This is a genomic window from Sediminibacterium salmoneum NBRC 103935, assembly GCF_000511175.1.
In the GTDB taxonomy this organism is placed as follows: Bacteria; Bacteroidota; Bacteroidia; order Chitinophagales; family Chitinophagaceae; genus Sediminibacterium; species Sediminibacterium salmoneum.
In genome coordinates this window covers 1,221,484-1,240,369 of the sequence record NZ_KI866530.1, presented here as the reverse complement: position 1 = coordinate 1,240,369, position 18,886 = coordinate 1,221,484, and the positions used below count along the sequence as shown (strand labels likewise).

13 protein-coding genes are annotated in these 18,886 nt (G+C 37.0%); 9 read left to right on the top strand and 4 right to left on the bottom strand.

Translation table 11 applies throughout. The features are described from left to right. Positions 1–105 precede the first annotated feature (105 nt). Genes P767_RS19050 through P767_RS0105945 form a run of 6 tightly spaced genes read left to right on the top strand, consistent with a single transcriptional unit; the run spans position 106 to position 9,341 of the window. The gene (locus tag P767_RS19050) at positions 106–636 is read left to right on the top strand and encodes a T9SS type A sorting domain-containing protein (RefSeq protein ID WP_084799835.1); all 531 of its coding nucleotides are present in this window, start codon (positions 106–108) and stop codon (positions 634–636) included. A gap of 29 nt (positions 637–665) precedes the next feature. Further along, positions 666–3,560 (top strand): beta strand repeat-containing protein, encoded by a 2,895-nt coding sequence (locus P767_RS17550; protein WP_026763799.1) that lies wholly within the window; start codon positions 666–668, stop codon positions 3,558–3,560. A gap of 29 nt (positions 3,561–3,589) precedes the next feature. Next, positions 3,590–5,668: an Lcl C-terminal domain-containing protein gene (locus tag P767_RS0105960; protein ID WP_026763798.1), complete on the top strand. Its 2,079-nt coding sequence runs from the start codon at positions 3,590–3,592 to the stop codon at positions 5,666–5,668. A 32-nt stretch (positions 5,669–5,700) separates the two neighbouring features. Continuing rightward, positions 5,701–6,864, top strand: a complete 1,164-nt coding sequence (locus P767_RS0105955) for an MFS transporter (RefSeq protein WP_026763797.1) — start codon at positions 5,701–5,703, stop codon at positions 6,862–6,864. Positions 6,865–6,882: 18 nt separating this feature from the next. Then, positions 6,883–7,509 (top strand): NAD(P)H-dependent oxidoreductase, encoded by a 627-nt coding sequence (locus P767_RS0105950; protein ID WP_037351656.1) that lies wholly within the window; start codon positions 6,883–6,885, stop codon positions 7,507–7,509. Continuing rightward, positions 7,479–9,341, top strand: a complete 1,863-nt coding sequence (locus P767_RS0105945; protein WP_026763795.1) for a monovalent cation:proton antiporter-2 (CPA2) family protein — start codon at positions 7,479–7,481, stop codon at positions 9,339–9,341. The genes P767_RS0105950 and P767_RS0105945 overlap by 31 nt, the downstream gene beginning before the upstream one ends. On the opposite strand, the gene P767_RS0105940 is transcribed toward P767_RS0105945, so the two are convergent. Further along, entirely contained in the window at positions 9,331–10,398 is a 1,068-nt protein-coding gene (locus P767_RS0105940) for a Gfo/Idh/MocA family oxidoreductase (RefSeq protein ID WP_245586844.1), read from the bottom strand. The genes P767_RS0105945 and P767_RS0105940 overlap by 11 nt on opposite strands. Next, positions 10,385–11,212, bottom strand: a complete 828-nt coding sequence (locus P767_RS0105935) for an RHS repeat domain-containing protein (RefSeq protein ID WP_026763793.1) — start codon at positions 11,210–11,212, stop codon at positions 10,385–10,387. Before P767_RS0105935 ends, P767_RS0105940 begins: the two co-directional genes overlap by 14 nt. Before the next feature lie 186 nt (positions 11,213–11,398). On the opposite strand from P767_RS0105935, the gene P767_RS0105930 reads away from it, so the two are divergent. Genes P767_RS0105930 through P767_RS0105920 form a run of 3 tightly spaced genes read left to right on the top strand, consistent with a single transcriptional unit; the run spans position 11,399 to position 16,818 of the window. Then, positions 11,399–12,298, top strand: coding sequence for a DUF3667 domain-containing protein (locus P767_RS0105930; protein ID WP_026763792.1), 900 nt, complete (start codon positions 11,399–11,401; stop codon positions 12,296–12,298). A gap of 4 nt (positions 12,299–12,302) precedes the next feature. Further along, a complete protein-coding gene (mazG, locus tag P767_RS0105925; protein WP_026763791.1) occupies positions 12,303–13,088 on the top strand; it encodes a nucleoside triphosphate pyrophosphohydrolase in 786 nt (261 codons plus the stop codon). Further along, positions 13,072–16,818, top strand: coding sequence for a sensor histidine kinase (locus P767_RS0105920; protein ID WP_026763790.1), 3,747 nt, complete (start codon positions 13,072–13,074; stop codon positions 16,816–16,818). Before mazG ends, P767_RS0105920 begins: the two co-directional genes overlap by 17 nt. On the opposite strand, the gene P767_RS0105915 is transcribed toward P767_RS0105920, so the two are convergent. Together P767_RS0105915 and P767_RS16050 are read right to left on the bottom strand one after the other, a co-directional pair. Beyond that, complete coding sequence (locus P767_RS0105915; protein ID WP_026763789.1) at positions 16,815–18,488, bottom strand: DNA polymerase/3'-5' exonuclease PolX; 1,674 nt, start codon at positions 18,486–18,488, stop codon at positions 16,815–16,817. The genes P767_RS0105920 and P767_RS0105915 overlap by 4 nt on opposite strands. A gap of 99 nt (positions 18,489–18,587) precedes the next feature. Beyond that, on the bottom strand, positions 18,588–18,815 hold the full coding sequence (locus P767_RS16050; protein ID WP_037352355.1) for a hypothetical protein: 228 nt from the start codon (positions 18,813–18,815) through the stop codon (positions 18,588–18,590). Positions 18,816–18,886: the final 71 nt, after the last annotated feature.

Below are 18,886 nucleotides of genomic sequence, written 5' to 3'. Positions count from 1 at the left end.
TTCTTATGTGAAATATCATACTAAATTGCCCGCATTGCGGGCAATTTAAGTTTTAAACAGACTTCATTGTGTTTGCATTTTTTTATTGTTTAAACACAATGTTTCATTGAAAAAATTACTTCCATTAGTTTTTTAGTCTGCTTTTTTCAGGATAAAGCAGAAGCCCAGTCCATCTATCCATCTACTATTAATGTAGCAGGGCAATACAGCGCAGGTCAAGGTAATTACCAGTTTGAATTAAGCCTGGGAGAATCAGCATCAATAGTAACACAATCAGCTGGGAGCCTTGTTGTAACAAGTGGTGTTCTTCAATCTTTTACTTCTTTTGCATCCATTTATAATGCATTCCCCGGATTTCTACCTGATGAAATTAAAATCTATCCTAATCCATTTAGGGATATTCTGGAGATTAATTTGATGCATACCAATTCAGGAAAGATTAAGATTGAAATTTTTGACATTCAGGGAAAGTTAGTTAAGGAAATAGTTTATTATCACTTTGGTTTGGGTAGAACAGAGAGATGGGATTTCAGTAAGCTGGCTCAGGGAGCTTATATAATTGTTATTCAGCAGCTAAATGGGGTAGGCAATTCTGTTGTTAAGAAAGGCACATTCAAAGTTTTGAAAATCAAGTAAGTTTTAAAAGAAAATATCAATCAAACAGCATGTTAAATAAAAAGGCATTCTTTGGGTTCAGTTTTGTTCTGTTTTTGTTTTTAACCACAAACTTATTTTCTCAGGCACCTGTTTTAATCAATTACCAGGGCGTTGCAAGAAATGCTGCCGGTAATCCATTACAGAATCAGACAATCTATTTAAGGGTTAATATCAGAACAGGATCATCACAGGGGCCGGTTCAGTTTTCAGAAACCAGGTCTGTAAAAACCAATTCCTGGGGGCTTTTTGCCATTCAAGTGGGAAGTCCTGGCTTTATGAGTTCAATTGGATCATTGGGCAATGTAACCTGGATGCAAGGGGATAAATTTATGGAAGTTGAAATTGATCCAACGGCAACAAACAATTATATTAATCTGGGGTCAACACAATTGTTAAGTGTACCCTATGCATTGAATGCGGTTTCTGCAGGCACTGCAAATCCTGTTGGTACAGCAGGTGGTGATTTATCTGGTAGTTATCCTAATCCAATCATTGGGAATAATAAAGTTACTTCAGCAAAAATTGCAGATAGCGCAATAGTGACATCTAAGGTTGCTAATTATAGTATTACGGATATAAAAATAGAATCGGTTAGTGGTGCAAAAGTGACGGGCGATATTAAAGGTAATTCCGAAAACGTAAATGGAATTATTAAAATTATTAATGGTGGTACTGGTGCTTCTACTGTTTTAAATGCCAAAGTTAATTTGGGAATAGATGCAGTAGATAATACATCAGATTTAAATAAACCAGTAAGTAAAGCTGTACAGAGCGCACTTGATTTAAAAGTTAATATTGCTGATGCGGAAGGATTGCTAAGTAGCAGACTTAAATTAAGCGATACTGCTGTTATGCTGAGTAACCGGCTCAAGATTACCGATACCGCAAATATGTTGTCCAACTTCAGACGGTTATCTACTAAAATTGAGAATGGTGATTTGGCAAATAGCACCATTAGTGGTATTGCATTGGGTTCAAATTTAAAAGGGTTAAGTGCTTCATATGGTATAGCAGGTACAGGTTTTAATGGTTCTGCTGATGTTTCAGATTGGAAAGTGGATACATCAGTAATTAGTACCAAAGCTAATGTGAGTGGATTGTTGACAGGTTATGCAACCACTGGGTCTGCTGCATTAAAGTTAAATATCAGTGACACTGCAAGTATGCTGAGTAACCGGCTGAAGAGTAGCGATACAACAACAATGTTGGCCAATCGGTTGAGGAGTAGTGACACATCCTATATGTTAGTGAACAGGTTGAAGATCAGCGATACAGCGAATATGTTGAGTGGCTACCGACGTTTGTCTACTAAGATTGAGAATGGTGATTTGGCAAATAGCACCATTAGTGGTATTGCATTGGGTTCAAATTTAAAAGGGTTAAGTGCTTCATATGGTATAGCAGGTACAGGTTTTAATGGTTCTGCTGATGTTTCAGATTGGAAAGTGGATACATCAGTAATCAGTACCAAAGCAAATGTGAGTGGATTGTTGACAGGTTATGCAACCACTGGGTCTGCTGCATCAAAGTTAAATATCAGCGATACAGCAAATATGTTGAGTAGCTACCGACGTTTGTCTACTAAGATAGAGAATGGTGATTTGGCAAATAGTACCATTAGTGGTGTTGCATTGGGGGCAAATTTGAAAGGGTTAAGTGCTTCATATGGTTTAGCGGGAACTGGTTTTAATGGTTCTGCCGATGTTTCAGATTGGAAAGTAGATACATCATTAATTAGTACAAAAGCCAATGTTACTGCTCTACTTGAAGGATATGCAACTACAGGTTCTACAAGTAGTTTGGATAAGTTGTCGGATGCCAAGTCAGGAGGGGATAATTTTAATAATAGTATCCTCCTTGGCCATAAAGAGACTGGTATACTAAATAATGCTTCTAATAATACTGTTCTTGGGTACGGGGCTTTTAAATCTGTTACAAGTGCTTCGGATAACACTGTGGTTGGATTTAATGCCCTAAGAAACAACCTGAGCGGTAATTATAATATTGCTTTAGGCTCACATGCTTTATTTTCCAATACCACAGGAGCGGATAATGTATCGATTGGTTATAATGCATTACTAAATAATACTGCTGCAGAAGGTAGTATTGCTATAGGAACTAATGCTCTAACAAACGCCACAACCGGAAGCTTCAATGTTGCTATTGGACATCAGTCAATGGTGAAAAATACTACTGGTGATGTTAATATTGCATTGGGGTATACTTCTTTATTTGAAAATACAACGGGCAGATATAATCTGGCCCTGGGAGTTCAGTCTTTGGAGAAAAATACTACAGGGAGTCAAAATACAGCTGTAGGTGTTGGGGCTTTGGATCATAATATTACCGGAAATGAAAATGCAGTTTTAGGTGCATTTGCAGGTAGATATATTGCTGATGGGTCTACTCTAAATACCGCAACTTCTAATTCAATTTTGATTGGGGCAAATTCAAGGGTCAATGGCATTGGGCAAAGCAATCAGATTGTTATTGGTCACGATGCCATTGGAAATGGCTCAAATACAATCAAATTAGGAAATGCCAATATTACAAATGTGGCCACAAGTGGAACCATTACGGCGGGGACAATTACCTATCCTAATACGGATGGTACAGCTGGTCAGGTTCTTGTTACTAATGGGAGTGGTGCCATTTCATGGGGTTCAGCTGGAACTACTGTTAGGGAGGTAGCAGACGAGTATAATGCAAGTGCATCACAAACCAGTTTTACTTTGAGTCAAACACCTTCAGTTAATAGTAAAGTAAAGATGTTTGTAAATGGTATTCGAATTAGTAATACCGCATATAGCGTTTCTGGAGCTACGGTTACGTATATTCCGGCTAACAATGGTGGTAACAATCTTGTGGTGGGAGATCGTATACAATTTGATTTTTTTTACTAGTAACATTAACTAATTGTAAATCGGTTTTTATGCAGATTGTTAATCGTATATTTTTTTCGGTTATTCTTGGATTCTTAATGCAATTGTCAGTTGCTGCACAGAATATATTGGATTTAGCTGGTTTAGATGAAACTGTTAATTCAACTGTTGCATATTCGGTAAGAAAGCTAAGCTCAGCGTATACAGGGTATTGTATGCAGGTTAGGAGAAGTAGTGATAATGCGTTGCTAGATATTGGTTTTACTGCAGGTGGAGATTTGGATAAAAGTTCTCTATTAGCTTTTGTAGGTACAGACGATGGATTTGTTGTAATCTGGTATGATCAAAGTGGGAATAACAAAAATCTTACACAGGCAAGCAATGCTAAACAGCCGCGAATTGTAAATTCAGGCAATATTGAATTGGAGAATACTAAACCATTTATCCGCTTTTTTGGACAAGTAAACACAAGTGCATATAATTCTCTGAATCTTGTTTCTGAAATGACAATAACAGGACACGTTGCAATTGTGAACAAGTTTGCAAATGGGGGTGACGGATTTATTTTAGGTCATTCTGCTGATTTAATTAGAGATTGGCATAGTAATCTTTCCTCCAATCTTTTAATTGATCTTTCTAATGCCAGCACGTCAATAAAAAATGGCAAATATTGGCAGAATGGCTCATCTGTTGCCCCTGGTAGTGCGGTATTCAATACTACGCTGATGGTTCAGTCTATTGCTCCCTTGACTCCAAATGATAAAACAAGGTGGAATAATATTGGCTCTGATAGAAATTTATATCATCACACCAATAATGGAGGTGGGTATGCAGAACTAATTGCCTTCTCCTCTGAACTTAAAACTTATTCAAGAAATTATTTGGCTGAAAATCAAGGGATTTATTTTGGAACTGGAACTACCCCGGTTCCTTATTTAAATAGATTCGGAAAGATGGTAATTGCAGAAAGCGAATATTTGAATAGAAATGGCGGATTGGGTACATCAGGAATGAACAGTAACGGCGAAACTTTTCCAAGATCTGTTATTGCCGATATCCCTGTTACTGCACCTGTAAGCTCAATAACATCATACAGCGCAATCACTGGTGGTAGTATATCTTCAGATCAAGGTGCTAATTTAAAAGCAGGAATTTGCTGGAATACTTCCTCTAATCCAACAATTCTAAATTCAAAAACAATCGATTTAGGGAGGTCCGGTAGTTATACTAGTCTTATAAATGGCTTAAGAGGTAATACAACATATTATATTCGATCTTATGCTTCTAATTATCTTGGGATAAAGTATGGAAATGAACTGAGTTTTACTACTGCTGCATCTGTTCTGCCCATTTTTTCTGGTACTAACAGCGTAAGTGCAATTAAAGCATCATTGGCAACGGTTTCAGCCAATTTGTATACAGACGGAGGAGAACCAATCTTGGAAAAAGGCTTTTGCTGGAGTACTTCAGCTAATCCTACCATTGCAGATTTTAAGTCTAGTACAACAAATCCTTCAACTGGATTGTTCTCAGCTAATTTGACTGATTTAACATTGGCTACTACTTATTATGTACGGGCTTATGCTACAACCAGTTTAGGTACTACTTATAATGACCCTGTTCAATTTTCAACAAGCTCTGTTTTGAGTGTTGGAGAAAAATATTATGGAGGAACAATTGCTTATATTTTAACAGCCTCTGATCCGGGTTATATTTCAGGCGAAACTCATGGACTAGTTGTGGCAAATAGTGATGCAAATATTATAAATATCCCTTGGTCAACAGCATTGTCTAGTTCCTTAAATACGAGTAATGAAATTGGAACAGGAAGGTCAAATACGGCACTAATTAGTGCATATACCGGAGCTAATATTTCTTATGCTGCTTATTTATGCAGTTCTCAAACAATCGGTGGATATTCTGATTGGTATTTGCCCAGTAAAGATGAACTATATAAAATATATCTTAATAAAGCTCAGTTGCCTGGTTTTAGGAATTCCCGGTATTGGACATCAACTCAAAATTCCGCTTCTTTAACTACTGCTTGGTATCAAGATTTTAATGTTGGTGTTCAAGCTTCCTTATCTGTCTCAATCCGTTGTTATGTAAGGCCAGTGCGAAGTTTTTAAGATAAAATAATAACTAAATTCGATATTGTTTTATGAATCGAAATTTAGTCATCATTATTATTGCCCAATTCTTCTGCACCTCAGTTTGGTTTGCAGGTAATGCTGTATTGCAGGATCTGGGAACTGAAAAAGGGTTATCGGCAGATTTTCTGCTTTATCTGGTTAGCGCAGTGCAGATTGGATTTATTTCAGGGACATTGATTTTTGCCTTGTCAGGGATCACCGATCGTTTTTCTCCTTCACGTATTTTTTTCTTATCCTCTATTGGGGCTGCTGTATGCAATATTTTATTATCAGCAAATGATATGGGTTCAACCGCAATTTTAATTTCCCGATTCTTTGTGGGCTTTTTTCTGTCCGGCATATATCCTGTTGGAATGAAAATTGCTGCAGACCATTTCGAAAATGGGTTAGGTAAATCTTTGGGATTTTTAGTAGGAGGGCTGGTACTTGGTACTGCTTTCCCTCATTTTATTAAAAGCTTATCCATCAGCTTTCCATGGGAATTCGTGGTTTATACCAGTTCAGGCTTATGTATTTTTGGGGGATTATCTCTTTATTTACTGGTTAAAGATGGTCCTTATAGAAAGCCTGCAGGAAAGCTGCAGTTTCCTGATTTTAAAGTGTTAATGCGGATAGTTCCCTTGCGAAAAGCTATACTTGGTTACTGGGGTCATATGTGGGAGCTCTATACTTTCTGGACGTTTATACCATTGCTCATCTTTCAGAAAACTTCCTGGACTTCAGCATCTATTTCCCTTTATTCTTTCTGTATAATAGCAACAGGTGCGCTTGCCTGCGCGGTATTTGGTTTGCTATCCAGAAAAACCCCGTTGGACAGCCTTGCCAAACTGGCTTTGCTTATTTCAGGTATTTGTTGTTTGTTATTTCCAGTTTTTTATTTTTTTGCTTCCAATGCAATTTTTATAGGTTACCTGGTTATCTGGGGCTTTTTTGTTGTGGCAGATTCTCCCATGTTTTCAAGTCTGGTAGCTATGTCTGCACCTCCTGGATCCAGAGGCAGTATCATTACATTCGTAAACAGTATTGGTTTTCTAATAACAGTAATCAGTATTCAGATTACAGGTTACTTGCTTATGCAGATTACATTTATTTGGGTCTGGCCTTTTCTCGCTCTTGGTCCTGTAATTGGGTTGAGTCAGTTTGCGAAGCCGCTAAATCTGCGTAAATTGTAGTATCAGCTAAAATTGTTTATGACCAGCAAAAAACTATTGTTGTTGTTTTTTCATCCCAGATTCGAAGACAGCAAGGTAAATGTAAAATTAACTGAAGGCGTAAAGCATCTTTCTGGAATCACTTTTCGGGATATGTACGAATTGTATCCGGATTTTAATATTGATATTGAAAAAGAACAGTCCTTATTGCTGGAGCATGATATAATTGTATGGCAACATCCTTTTTATTGGTACAACTGTCCGCCATTAATGAAGCAATGGCTCGATTTGGTTCTGGAATATGGTTGGGCGTATGGAACGGGGGGTAATCAGTTGCAAGGTAAGTGGGTGATGAATGTAATTACCTCAGGAGGGGATTTTCATGTGTATCAGAAAGAAGGTAGAAACAGGTTTACACACAGGGAATTTTTAAATTCATTTGATCAGACGGCAAACTTATGTAAAATGGAATATTTGCCACCTTTTATAGTTGCAGGTGCCAATAAACTAAGTGCAGACGCAATTGAAGAGAATATGATTTGGTATCAGCAAATACTTCACTTTTTAATGAATGAACCAATTGAGTTAAATAAGCTCAAAGAGATAGACAATTTTAATCAATTAAAATCAGCAGAATGGGAGCATCCGTTTTACAAAATGCCATGATTTTTCTGGGAGCTGCATTGGTTTTTGTTCCCATTGCAAAGAAACTGGGGATTGGCTCTGTACTAGGCTATATTATTGGAGGGGTAATCATTGGACCCTTTGTGCTGGAGTTTATTGGAACTGAAGGGGAAGATATTATGCATGCGGCTGAGTTTGGAGTTGTTATGATGTTGTTTTTAATTGGATTAGAATTAAACCCTCAATCATTCTGGAGAATGAGAAGACGCATTATTGGCATGGGGGGCTTACAAATGCTTTTCACCAGTATCTTATTTTTTCTATTTTTTTATTTTGGTTCAGGGATGGAGCTAAATACATCAATTGCATTAGCCCTCACATTCTCTATGTCTTCTACTGCGATTGTTTTACAAACATTGAAAGAGAAAAATCTTGATAAATCACAGGCAGGGAAATCTTCATTTGCAGTTTTATTGTTCCAGGATATTGCTGTTATACCAATATTGGCTGCACTGCCTTTACTTGCAATAGGTGAAGTTCAAACAAAGGTTGCAAGAACCGGAATGCTTGGCTGGATGGATGAAAATAGAACCATTACCATTATAGTAGCTGTTTCCAGTATTATTTTACTGGGAAGATTTGTTTTCAGTCCCCTCTTGCATTTAATTGCCAGGGTTCATATGCGTGAGTTGTTTACTGCTTCCGCTTTATTTCTGGTAATAGCAGTATCCTGGTTAATGGATCTGGCTGGTGTAAGTGCGGCATTAGGTGCTTTCCTGGCAGGAGTTTTAATGGCAAACAGTGAATTCAGGCATGAATTAGAAAGCAATTTAGAACCTTTTAAAGGGCTTTTGCTGGGCCTGTTCTTTACAGCAGTTGGTTCTACCATCAATTTTGGATTGATTGTGCATCAGCCATTGGCCATATTTAAAGCCGTATTGCTTTTCATGTTATTGAAATCAATTGTATTATTTCTGGTTGGTAAGATTTTCAGGAAAGTACTAATGCAGAACATTTTATTTACCCTATTGCTATCTCAAATAGGGGAATTTGCATTTATCCTTATGGGATCCATCGGGATGTTGGGACTGCTGGAGAAAGAAATGCTTGATTTTTACATGGCTGTTATTACCATCAGTATGATTATGTCTCCCGTATTATTATTTATCAATGAAAAATTAATTGCTAGCAGAATTGTTTCAAACAAAGCAGAGGAGAAAGAGTATAAAGTAGATCCCAAGGAACACAATGAAATAATTATTGCAGGATTTGGTCATTTTGGAAGTACACTGGGGAGGTTTTTAAGGGCAAATGGGGTAGAAGCTACCATTCTTGATAATAACAGTGAGCAGGTAGTCTTGCTGCGTAAAATGGGTTTTAAAGTATTCTACGGGGATGCTACCCGAACTGCAATTTTAGATGCAGCAGGAGCAGCACATGCAAAAATTTTGGTATCGGCACTGGATATTCCGGAAAAAAATATTGAATTGTCTGCGCTGGTTTCCAAGCACTATCCTCATTTAAAACTTTTCTTCAGGGCAAAAAACAGATTAAATGCCTATGAATTAATAGACAATGGCATAAATAATATCTACAGAGAATCTATCCATGCTTCGGTTTACATGGGTGTAGATATCTTGTCTGCATTGGGTTTCAGAAAATATACTTCACTCAGGAAGGCAAATGATTTTATTCTTCATGATAATAATGCCCTTAAAAAACTCTCTGAGCACAGACACGATTACGATAGCTATGTAAAGTCTGTAAAAGAAGAAATAGAACAGCAGGAAAGATTGCTGGCTGAAGACAGAAAATTCATTGAACACAAGCCGGATAATGCTTGGGACAAGTCTAAACTGGTTGCTAACGATTGATTATAATCTGCCTCTTTTCTGCCTGGCTCTGTATGGCTGCCTCAATAATTTTCATGACATTTTTCCCTTCTGATCCCGAAACCTTAAGGGGTTCATTGAGGCGAATTGCAGAAAATATATTTTCGTAGTATTCGCCATAGTTGCCTGGTATACTGTCTACACGGGCTTCATTTTCAGTTCCGTTGTAATTAGTAATTAAACGTCCTGCATATGCTTCAGGCTCTATTCCCCAGTTATCAGTGAAGGGTTGCGCTTGTTTCAGCAACGCACTCTCCTGAATATCGGCCCTCTGTTTTATAAAACTGCCTTTACTGCCATGAATCAGATAGGCGTCTACTGGGTGGGGAACCAGTAAGCTGCTGATTAGGGTTACGCGTAAATTATTATAAAGTAAATGAATCAGGAAGTCATCATCAACCATTGAATGGGTTCTGAGTGTTCTGATATGAGCTTCTACAGCCATGGGCATTCCAAATAGAACCAGCGCCTGATCAATAATATGGGGCCCTAAATCCATCAGCAATCCTGCTCCTGGTCCGGGTTGTTCTTTGTGAAGTTTGGCACTTAAAATATCCTTGAATCTTTCAAATCTTATAGTAGCTGTATGAATAGTACCAAGTAATTGCTGACTGACTATTTTTTGGACGGTCTGGAAATCACTATCCCATCTTCTATTCTGATAAACAGACAGTATTCTTCCCTGCCTTTCTGCTAATTCAATTAGTATATCCGCTTCCTTTTCCGAGGTAGTAAAAGCCTTTTCTACAATAACATGCTTTCCTGCAAGCAATGCTTTTTGCGCATATTCAAAATGTGTAGCAGTTGGGGTATTTACTACAACCAGCTCAATTTCCTGGTTATTCAATATCTCTTCCAGCTGATGAACTACCTGAATAGAAGGATAGTCATCCATGGCTGTCTTTTTACTGCGTTCCCATACAGCTGTTAATTCAAACCCGGGGTGATGATGTATAAACGGGGCATGAAATACTTTCCCGGACATGCCATAGGAAAGCAATGCTGTCTTAATTACGGGATATTGATTAGTGCTTTTCAAATTGATATTGCGTACTGATGATTAAATTTTTGTTGCGATCTTTTGCTATTTCCAATTCCCTTAACCCACTTGGGAAATAGGAGTAGTCCCAATGGGTAATATTTCTTCCATTCAATCCTATCTGAATCATTTTGACCAACTGTCCTTTTTCATTGTATTCAAAAACAAAATCAGGAAGTAGTTTTTGCGCTGTAGTGTTAAATCTTACGATATCGCTTATTCGGTTGTCAGGAGTGTAATAGAAGTAATATTTTTCAATTTTTTTGTCTTTTTTAATCCAGGTTTCCTCTAATACCAAACCGGATGAGTCTGTCTGAAATTCAACTGTAACAGAGTCCATCCCGCTTGTTTTTTTAATCATTTTCTTCGGAGACCCGCTTGAGCTGTATTCCCACTGATGCAATTCTGCAATGCTGCTACCGCTTGCACTGTCTTTGGTGGTAGATACCAATGTAGTTAAAAGACCATTGGTATTGTATTGGTATTCAATGATTGTTTCTGATCCTGGTTTTTGGATTGCTGTTTTTTTAAGCCTGCCCAGTTCATAATATTGATTAACTAGTTCCCTGGTACTGTTATTTTCAGATAGGGTCCTGGTTATTTTTTTACCATCTGTAGGTATATCTGTTCGGCTTAAAATGTTAACATTCCCTTCTGCAGCTGTACCCGTACCTGTTATTATTTTAATCCTGTTTTTTCTTATAATCTCGTAATTTTTTTGAGTTTGCTGTAATCCAATCAGATCTGTGTAATAATACTGTCCGGATACCAGAGAATATTGGGTTAAGAATAAAAACAGTAATAAGCCCCTCATAATTGCACTTTATTCAAATTTACTACCTTCGGCCTTACCGTTTAATATGTATTTTTAAAGAAAAAATTGTCTGGCATAGCTGAAAGAAAAGAAAAGAAATGTTTGAACTGTAATGCTACAGTTCATGGGAGGTACTGTCATGTCTGTGGACAGGAGAATATTGAGCCCCGGGAGAAGTTCGGCCATATGTTAACGCATTTTGTATTCGATCTTTTTCATTTTGACGGAAAGTTCTTTAGAACCATGAAGTACCTGTTGCTTAAGCCGGGATTTTTGGCCCGGGAGCATTTAAGCGGTAGAAGGATGGATTATTTGCACCCTATCAGACTTTATATTTTTACGTCGGCCTTTTTCTTTTTGTTCTATTTCATGGTTGCTCCGAGTAAACTGGACATGAATGTAGATATGGGGAAAAACAGAGCTGATACTGCCAATCAGCAATCAGGAGATACCACTTTAAAAAATTTAAGAAAGGACTCAACTCAGAATGCTTTTTTTAAAGCTGAAAAACAGTTTTCAACATTGAGAGAATATGACTCTACCCAACTTCAATTGCCGGAAGAAAAAAGAGATGGATTTATTATTCAGAAATTTCAGCGCCAGAACCTGATTTTAAAGGAGAAATATCCCTCGCGTAAAGATCTGATGAATAAGGTTTTTGATGTATTTGCTCATCAATTTCCTAAAATGTTGTTTGTTTCCCTTCCACTATTTGCTTTTATACTGTTCCTTTTGTACGCTAGAAAGAATCAATATTACTTTGCTGATCATGTAGTTTTTACTTTACATTTTTACTCAACTGTATTTATACTTATTTTCCTGGCTATTTTTTTGAATATGTTGCTCCATTGGACTGGATTATTTGTAATTTATAAGGAGAAGGATGAAAATTATTTGGATGGAGCAATTGGGTCTGGTTACTTAATCATAATTATTGGATATTACTGGTATCGCTCATTAAGAAATTTTTATGGACAGTCGAGATTAAAGACAATCTTTAAGTTCGTTTTGCAATTGCTTATCAATTTATTTGTCTTTTCTATTTTATTCCTTTTATTCTTTCTTTTTTCTTTCATGATAATCTAATCCGATGAATCAAACAGCTGATGCATTTTTAAAACTGGTTACCATAATGGATGAACTTAGGGAGCAATGCCCCTGGGACAAAAAGCAGACAATTCATACGCTTAGATCTATGACCATAGAGGAATTATATGAATTGGTTGATGCAATTGATGCTAATGACTGGAAAGGGATTAAGGAGGAACTGGGTGATCTTTTCCTGCATTTGTTATTTTATTCGCGCATTGGCAGGGAAGAGTCTCAATTTGCTTTGGAGGATATATTAAACGGTATTGCGGAAAAATTAATAAGACGTCATCCGCATATATATGGGGATGTTAAAGTAAAGGACGAGGAGGAAGTAAAGAAAAACTGGCAAAAAATTAAAGCAGCTGAAGGCAAAGTAGCTCAGTCGGTTCTGGAAGGGGTACCCAAATCATTACCAGCTATTGTAAAAGCGCTTAGGGTTCAGGAAAAAGCCAAGCAAATTGGTTTTGAATGGGAGAATAAGCAGGATGTATGGGCAAAAGTTGAAGAAGAAATAAGTGAGTTCAGCACAGCAGTTCAGAAGGCGGATAAGGCTGAAATGGAAGCTGAATTTGGCGATATTTTGTTTAGTCTGGTTAATTATGCACGGTTTTTGCAGATAGATCCGGAAGCAGCTCTGGAAAAGACCAACCAGAAATTTATCCGTAGGTTCAGGTTCATGGAGAAAAAAGCGGGGGAGAAAGGCCTCACACTCGACAAAATGAATCTGACTGAAATGGATGAATTGTGGAATGCTGCCAAAAGGACCAATGAATCGGATAATTAATCATATTCAGCAAGCAGCGTACAAGAATGGTTATTTAATAATAACTGCTGCATGGTTATATACTTTATCCTTCATTTTCTCCAACTACTTTAGCTATAATTCCAGTCCGGATAAAGTAAGCGAGAATATTGCAGACAGGATTCATAAGCTGGAAAACAGATTTGAAAAACTATCGAGTGATACCGCATTAATTGCAGGTTTAGTTTTTGATACTGTTAATGCAGAGATTCCTTTGGAATTGCAAAAAGAAGAAGCTGGTTTTTTTGTATATGAACTGAATGCCAACCAACCATCCAGACAGGTATACTGGAGTACCAATAAAATTTCTGTACCCGAAAAAGAACTCATCAGCTTTATTCCGGTAAAGTTTGTAAATACTTCTAATGGTCAGTTCATTTTGCTTAAAAAGAAAATGACGCTGAGAGGAAAGAGTTTCTGGCTAGTAAATATGGTACCTGTAAAGTGGTCTTACTTTATTCAGAATAAATACTTTGTTTCTGACTTTGCCGATTTTCCCGGATTAGACGAACAGTATACCATAGCTGATGCCATTACAGAGAATCCGGTTTACAGCAAAAACGGGGTTTATCTTTTCAGTTTGCAACTGAAAGAGGGTAAAAGATTCATTGCTTACGATGTAATCACCATCTTATTTAGATTACTTTCTGTTTTCCTGCTTTTTACATTTATTCACGCAATTACGCTTGAATTAATTCGCATTGTTAATTTTAAGACGGGTATAATTTTTCTGATTACCAATGTTGTCTTCTTAAGGATAGTTGCCTACATTTTCCCATTCCCGTTTGATTATTCTAAGCTTCCCTTGTTCGATCCCACAATTTACGCTTCTAATTGGCTTAATTCCTCTTTAGGTGCATTATTAATAAATGCTATTTTATTTTACTGGGTATTGAGATTTGCCAAGATACACTATGTAAATAGAACAGAGGATAAACCAGTGACGATTAGCTATAGTAATGTATTAAGACTTTTTATTTTTACTACTGCCGCATTTTTTATTGTTAGTGTAATACAAAGCCTGGTAAGAGACGCTAAAATCTCTTTTGACGTAACCAACTTCTTTAGTTTAACTATTTACAGTACTATCAGTATTGTTATTCTCTGTTTTCTGGCACTAGGCTATTTTTATTTATCACAAGTTCTAACCATTAAAATGATTGTGACCGGATCAGCTAAATTTTTCCCGGTTTTAGTTATTGTATTGAGTGGTTTCTTCAACATTCTTCTGATGAATAATTATAGCCAGGGTGGATTTTATCTGCTCCTGATAGTATGGATTATTATTTATTTTTTTATTCTGCATATCAGACGTTCAGATATGCGAATTCAAATTATCAAGTCTCCTTTTTTTATTTTCTGGGTAATGTTCTTTACTCTTTCTATTGCATCTCTCGTGATATACCAGAAACGAAATGTTGAGTTTGAGCAGAGAAAACGAATAGCTGAAAAGCTAGCCATTCAATCTGATCCTTCGGGGGAAAGCCTTCTTAAAATTGCGGCATCTAATTTTAATAACAGCTTTTTAAGCGATAATTTTCAACGATTTCACGAAAGTGAATACACCAATAAATTTATTAAAGACAGTTTGATTAATCAGAATTTTTCAGGCTATCTAAACAAATACGATACCCGTATTTATACATTTGACAGTTTGTTTCACCCTTTGTTTAACGAAGATTCTCTTAACTATTCTTCTATTAAGACTATTGTTCTGAATCAGGCCATTGCAACAGATATTCCTAATTTGTTTACCTACGACAACAATGCGAGTGGGTTCAATTATATTTATCAGGTAGATGTTGAAAAAAACAGCAGTACCATTGGTCATTTGTTTGTTTTAATGAAATCGAAAAGATATAAGAGCGAAGCCTTGTATCCGGAATTATTTAATCAGTCTCAGGATGTAATTGCTAATATTAACAGTGACTATGCTTATGCAATTTATAGTAAGGGTAAACTAATTAATCATTTCAATAACTATAATTTTCCAACGGTTCTTACAGCCAATGATAATCCTGTATTTGAGTTTACCTTCAGAAAAACAAAGGATTATATTGAACTTTGGTATAATGCAGGAAAGGAACGGCAAGTAGCGGTAGTAAAGCAAAATGCCTGGTTCATTGAATCCATAACCTTGTTTGCTTATTTGTTTTGTTCCTTCCTTTTAATCATTTTTATATTTCATATCGGGTCACTTCTGGTGGATGCTAAATTCAATTGGCATCAAATTAATACTTTATTAAGATTAAATATCCGATCACAGATTCAGGCTACCATTATTTTTGTTAGCGTTTTCTCCTTTTTGGTAATAGGAATTGCAACCATTTCTTTTTTTATCTATCGGTATAATACCACCAATGAAGAGCGCCTGACCAAGTCTATACAGGTTATGGCGAATGAATTAAATGCAAAAGTTATTAGTATTCTGGCTACAGATGACGAACCTAATAATCCAGGTATTAAGAATGAACTGGAGAATATTATTGCAGAAATTTCTGATTTGCATAATGTTGATATCAATTACTACAGTGCTTCCGGAGATTTGATTATTTCTACTCAACCTTATATTTACAACAAGAATTTGTTGAGCCGGAAAATGGATCCGGTTGCTTTTTACGAAATGCAACGAAACAACCGTATCCGATTTATTCAATCTGAGTCGATTGGTGGATTTGGATATACTAGTATTTATACTCCTTTGTTATCGGAAACTGGAGATACTTTTGGTTATTTAAATATTCCATATCTAAATTCTCAGCTGGAATTGAACCAGGAAATTTCAGGATTTCTGGCTACGCTGATTAATTTAAATGCATTTATATTTTTATTGGCAGGCGCCATCGCTTTCTTCATTACCAATCGAATTACTTCATCACTCAGGTTAATTGGTGCTACCATGCAGAAGATGAGTCTGGAAGCAAAGAATCAGCCCATTGAATGGTACAGAAACGATGAAATCGGGGCCCTGGTGAATGAATACAACAACATGGTAAAAAAGCTGGAGAAAAGTGCGGAAAGTCTTGCCAAGACTGAGCGGGAGGGGGCATGGAGAGAGATGGCCAGACAGGTGGCTCATGAAATTAAAAATCCGCTTACTCCCATGAAACTAAGTATTCAGTATTTGCAGAATGCTGTGGAAAGGGGAGCTCCCAATGTGCAGGAATTGAGTCTTAAGCTGGCCAAAACACTAATTGAACAAATTGATCAGCTGGCAAAAATTGCTGGAGATTTTTCCCAGTTCGCCAATATTGGCAATGTGAAACTGGAAACATTTTCCATCATACCCATACTTGAATCTTTTCAGCATTTGTATGAGGGAGATGCTTCAGTTAAAATTGAACTGAATAATCAAGCCAGGCAAGTGACAATTGAATCTGATAAGGTTCAGATTAATCGATTATTTATGAATCTGATTCAGAATGCCATAGAAGCGGGAAAAGAACTGGATGGTACAGCTGTTTTACAAATAAGACTCAGGAATGAAGGGAGCTCGTTAATTATTGAACTACAGGACTTTTCCGGAGGAATCCCTGCTTCCATGAAACCCAATATGTTCAGGCCTAACTTTACTACCAAGTCAGCAGGAACCGGCCTGGGTTTGGCTATCTGTAAAGGAATTGTTGAACAGGCCAATGGACAAATAAACTATCAGTCAACAGATGGAGTTGGAACCCTGTTTACAATTCAATTGCCGGTTGCCGAAGTTTAATGTTTCTGCTTTTGTTCCCGAATAAAGGTTTCCAATTGCAAGATGGAATAACTACTTAGGTTCCGGGAAGGGGTTAATCCTGCTTTCTGAGCTACCAGTACGCCATATTTGCAATCTTTAAATCCATCAATGGTATGTGCATCGGGATTAATAGATATCAGTACATTTTTCTGAAGCGCCCTTCTGATCCACCTCCAGTCCAGATCTAGCCTTCTTGGATGCGCATTTAGTTCAATGACTACACCATTAGCAGCACAGGCATCAATGATTTTTTCGTGATCAATTGGATAGCCAGCCCTGCTCAAAAGCAATCTACCGGTTGGGTGGCCAAGGATATTGGTAAATTTGTTTTCAATGGCCTTGATAACCCTGGCATTGGCTTTTTCTTCGTTCATTTTAAGATTAGAATGTACAGATGCAATTACTAAATCGAATTGCGCCAGAATTTCATCCGGATAGTCGAGGCTTCCGTCATTTAATATATCGCTTTCAATGCTTTTGAAAATTTTAAATGGTGCCAGTGTTTGATTCAGTTTATTTATTTCCTGGTGTTGTTGCAATACTCTTTCAATGCTTAAACCATTGGCATAAAATGCAGATTTAGAGTGATCAGAGATAACCAGGTATTCTAATCCATCTTTAATAGCAGCTTCTGCCATTTGCTGGATAGTATTGCCACCATCACTCCAGGTACTATGGGAATGAATAATCCCTTTAATGTCTTTTTCAGTAAGGGTTGGTGTAATCTTGTCTTGCTTTGCCAGGGTAATTATTTCCGCATCCTCTCTCATATAAGCAGGTATAAAGGGGCAACCCGCTTGTTCAAAAATGCTTCTCTCTTCAGTGTAACTTTTTGTTTCGTTCCATCCAAAGGTTTCAGACCAGGTATTTAAAAACAATTCACTGCAGCTGGTTCTAAACAGAACCGCAGGAATTTTTGCCTCATCTGCCAGCCAGAACTGTACGCGAATGTTTTTTTCGTTGCAGAAACTTAACCTATCATCTTGTTGGTTGTTAATTGTAAAGCCTATTCCCTGCATAAAAGGATTGAGTGCTTCAGCTTTGGCATTGGTAACCCAATCGATACTGTCAATTATTTCCAATTGTCTTCTGAATTCGCCAGTAATCACAAATTGGTAGGGTAGTGAATGGATAAGTATTTTTTCCAGTTCCATTTGAAATTCTTCTACCTGCTGGTACAAATAACGTCCCATGGAACCCATGTAAAATTCAATGGCCTCTTTAATATTTTGCTGTGTTTTTTCGCCAAACCCTTTATATAATGTAAGCCTGTTTTCGTTACAGGCATATAGCAATTCACCTAAGGTTTCAATTTCAAGTTCTTTCCAGATAGTGGCAATTTTTTTTGGACCGATACCTTTTATGCTTAACATTTCCAGAATGCCCGGAGGCGTTTTCTGAATAATTTCATTTAAGATAGAGAATTGCCCTGTATCTAATATTTCCAGAATTCTTTTCCCGGCACTTTCACCAATTCCTTTAATGGAAAAGATGGCATTTCTATCCATTTCTGCCAGTGGGGTTAGTAATTTATCTACGCTAAAAGCCGCTGCAGCATAGGATTTGGCTTTGAATGAATTCTCGCCATGTATGTCCATTAATTTAGCAAGGAGGCTAAACTGAGCTGCTATTTCATCATTTGTTATCATGCCTGGAAATTAGGAACAAGTAGGGGTTTATACAAAAAAACCCATTCCAAAATTGGAACGGGCCTTAAATCTATTTCTGCTTGAGAAATAAGAAGAGAATTACTTCTTCTTAGCAGCTTTCTTAGGAGCAGCTTTCTTAGCAGCCTTCTTAGGAGCAGCTTTCTTAGCAGCAGCTTTTTTAGGAGCAGCTTTCTTAGCAGCAGCTTTCTTAGGAGCGGCTTTTTTAGCAGCAGCTTTTTTAGGAGCGGCTTTTTTAGCAGCGGCTTTTTTAGGAGCAGCTTTCTTTGCAGCGGCTTTTTTAGGAGCGGCTTTTTTTGCAGTTGCCATGTTTTTTAGATTTAATGGTTAGTAAATAATACATTAAAAATAAAAATTGTATTTGGAACTACAAAAAAATT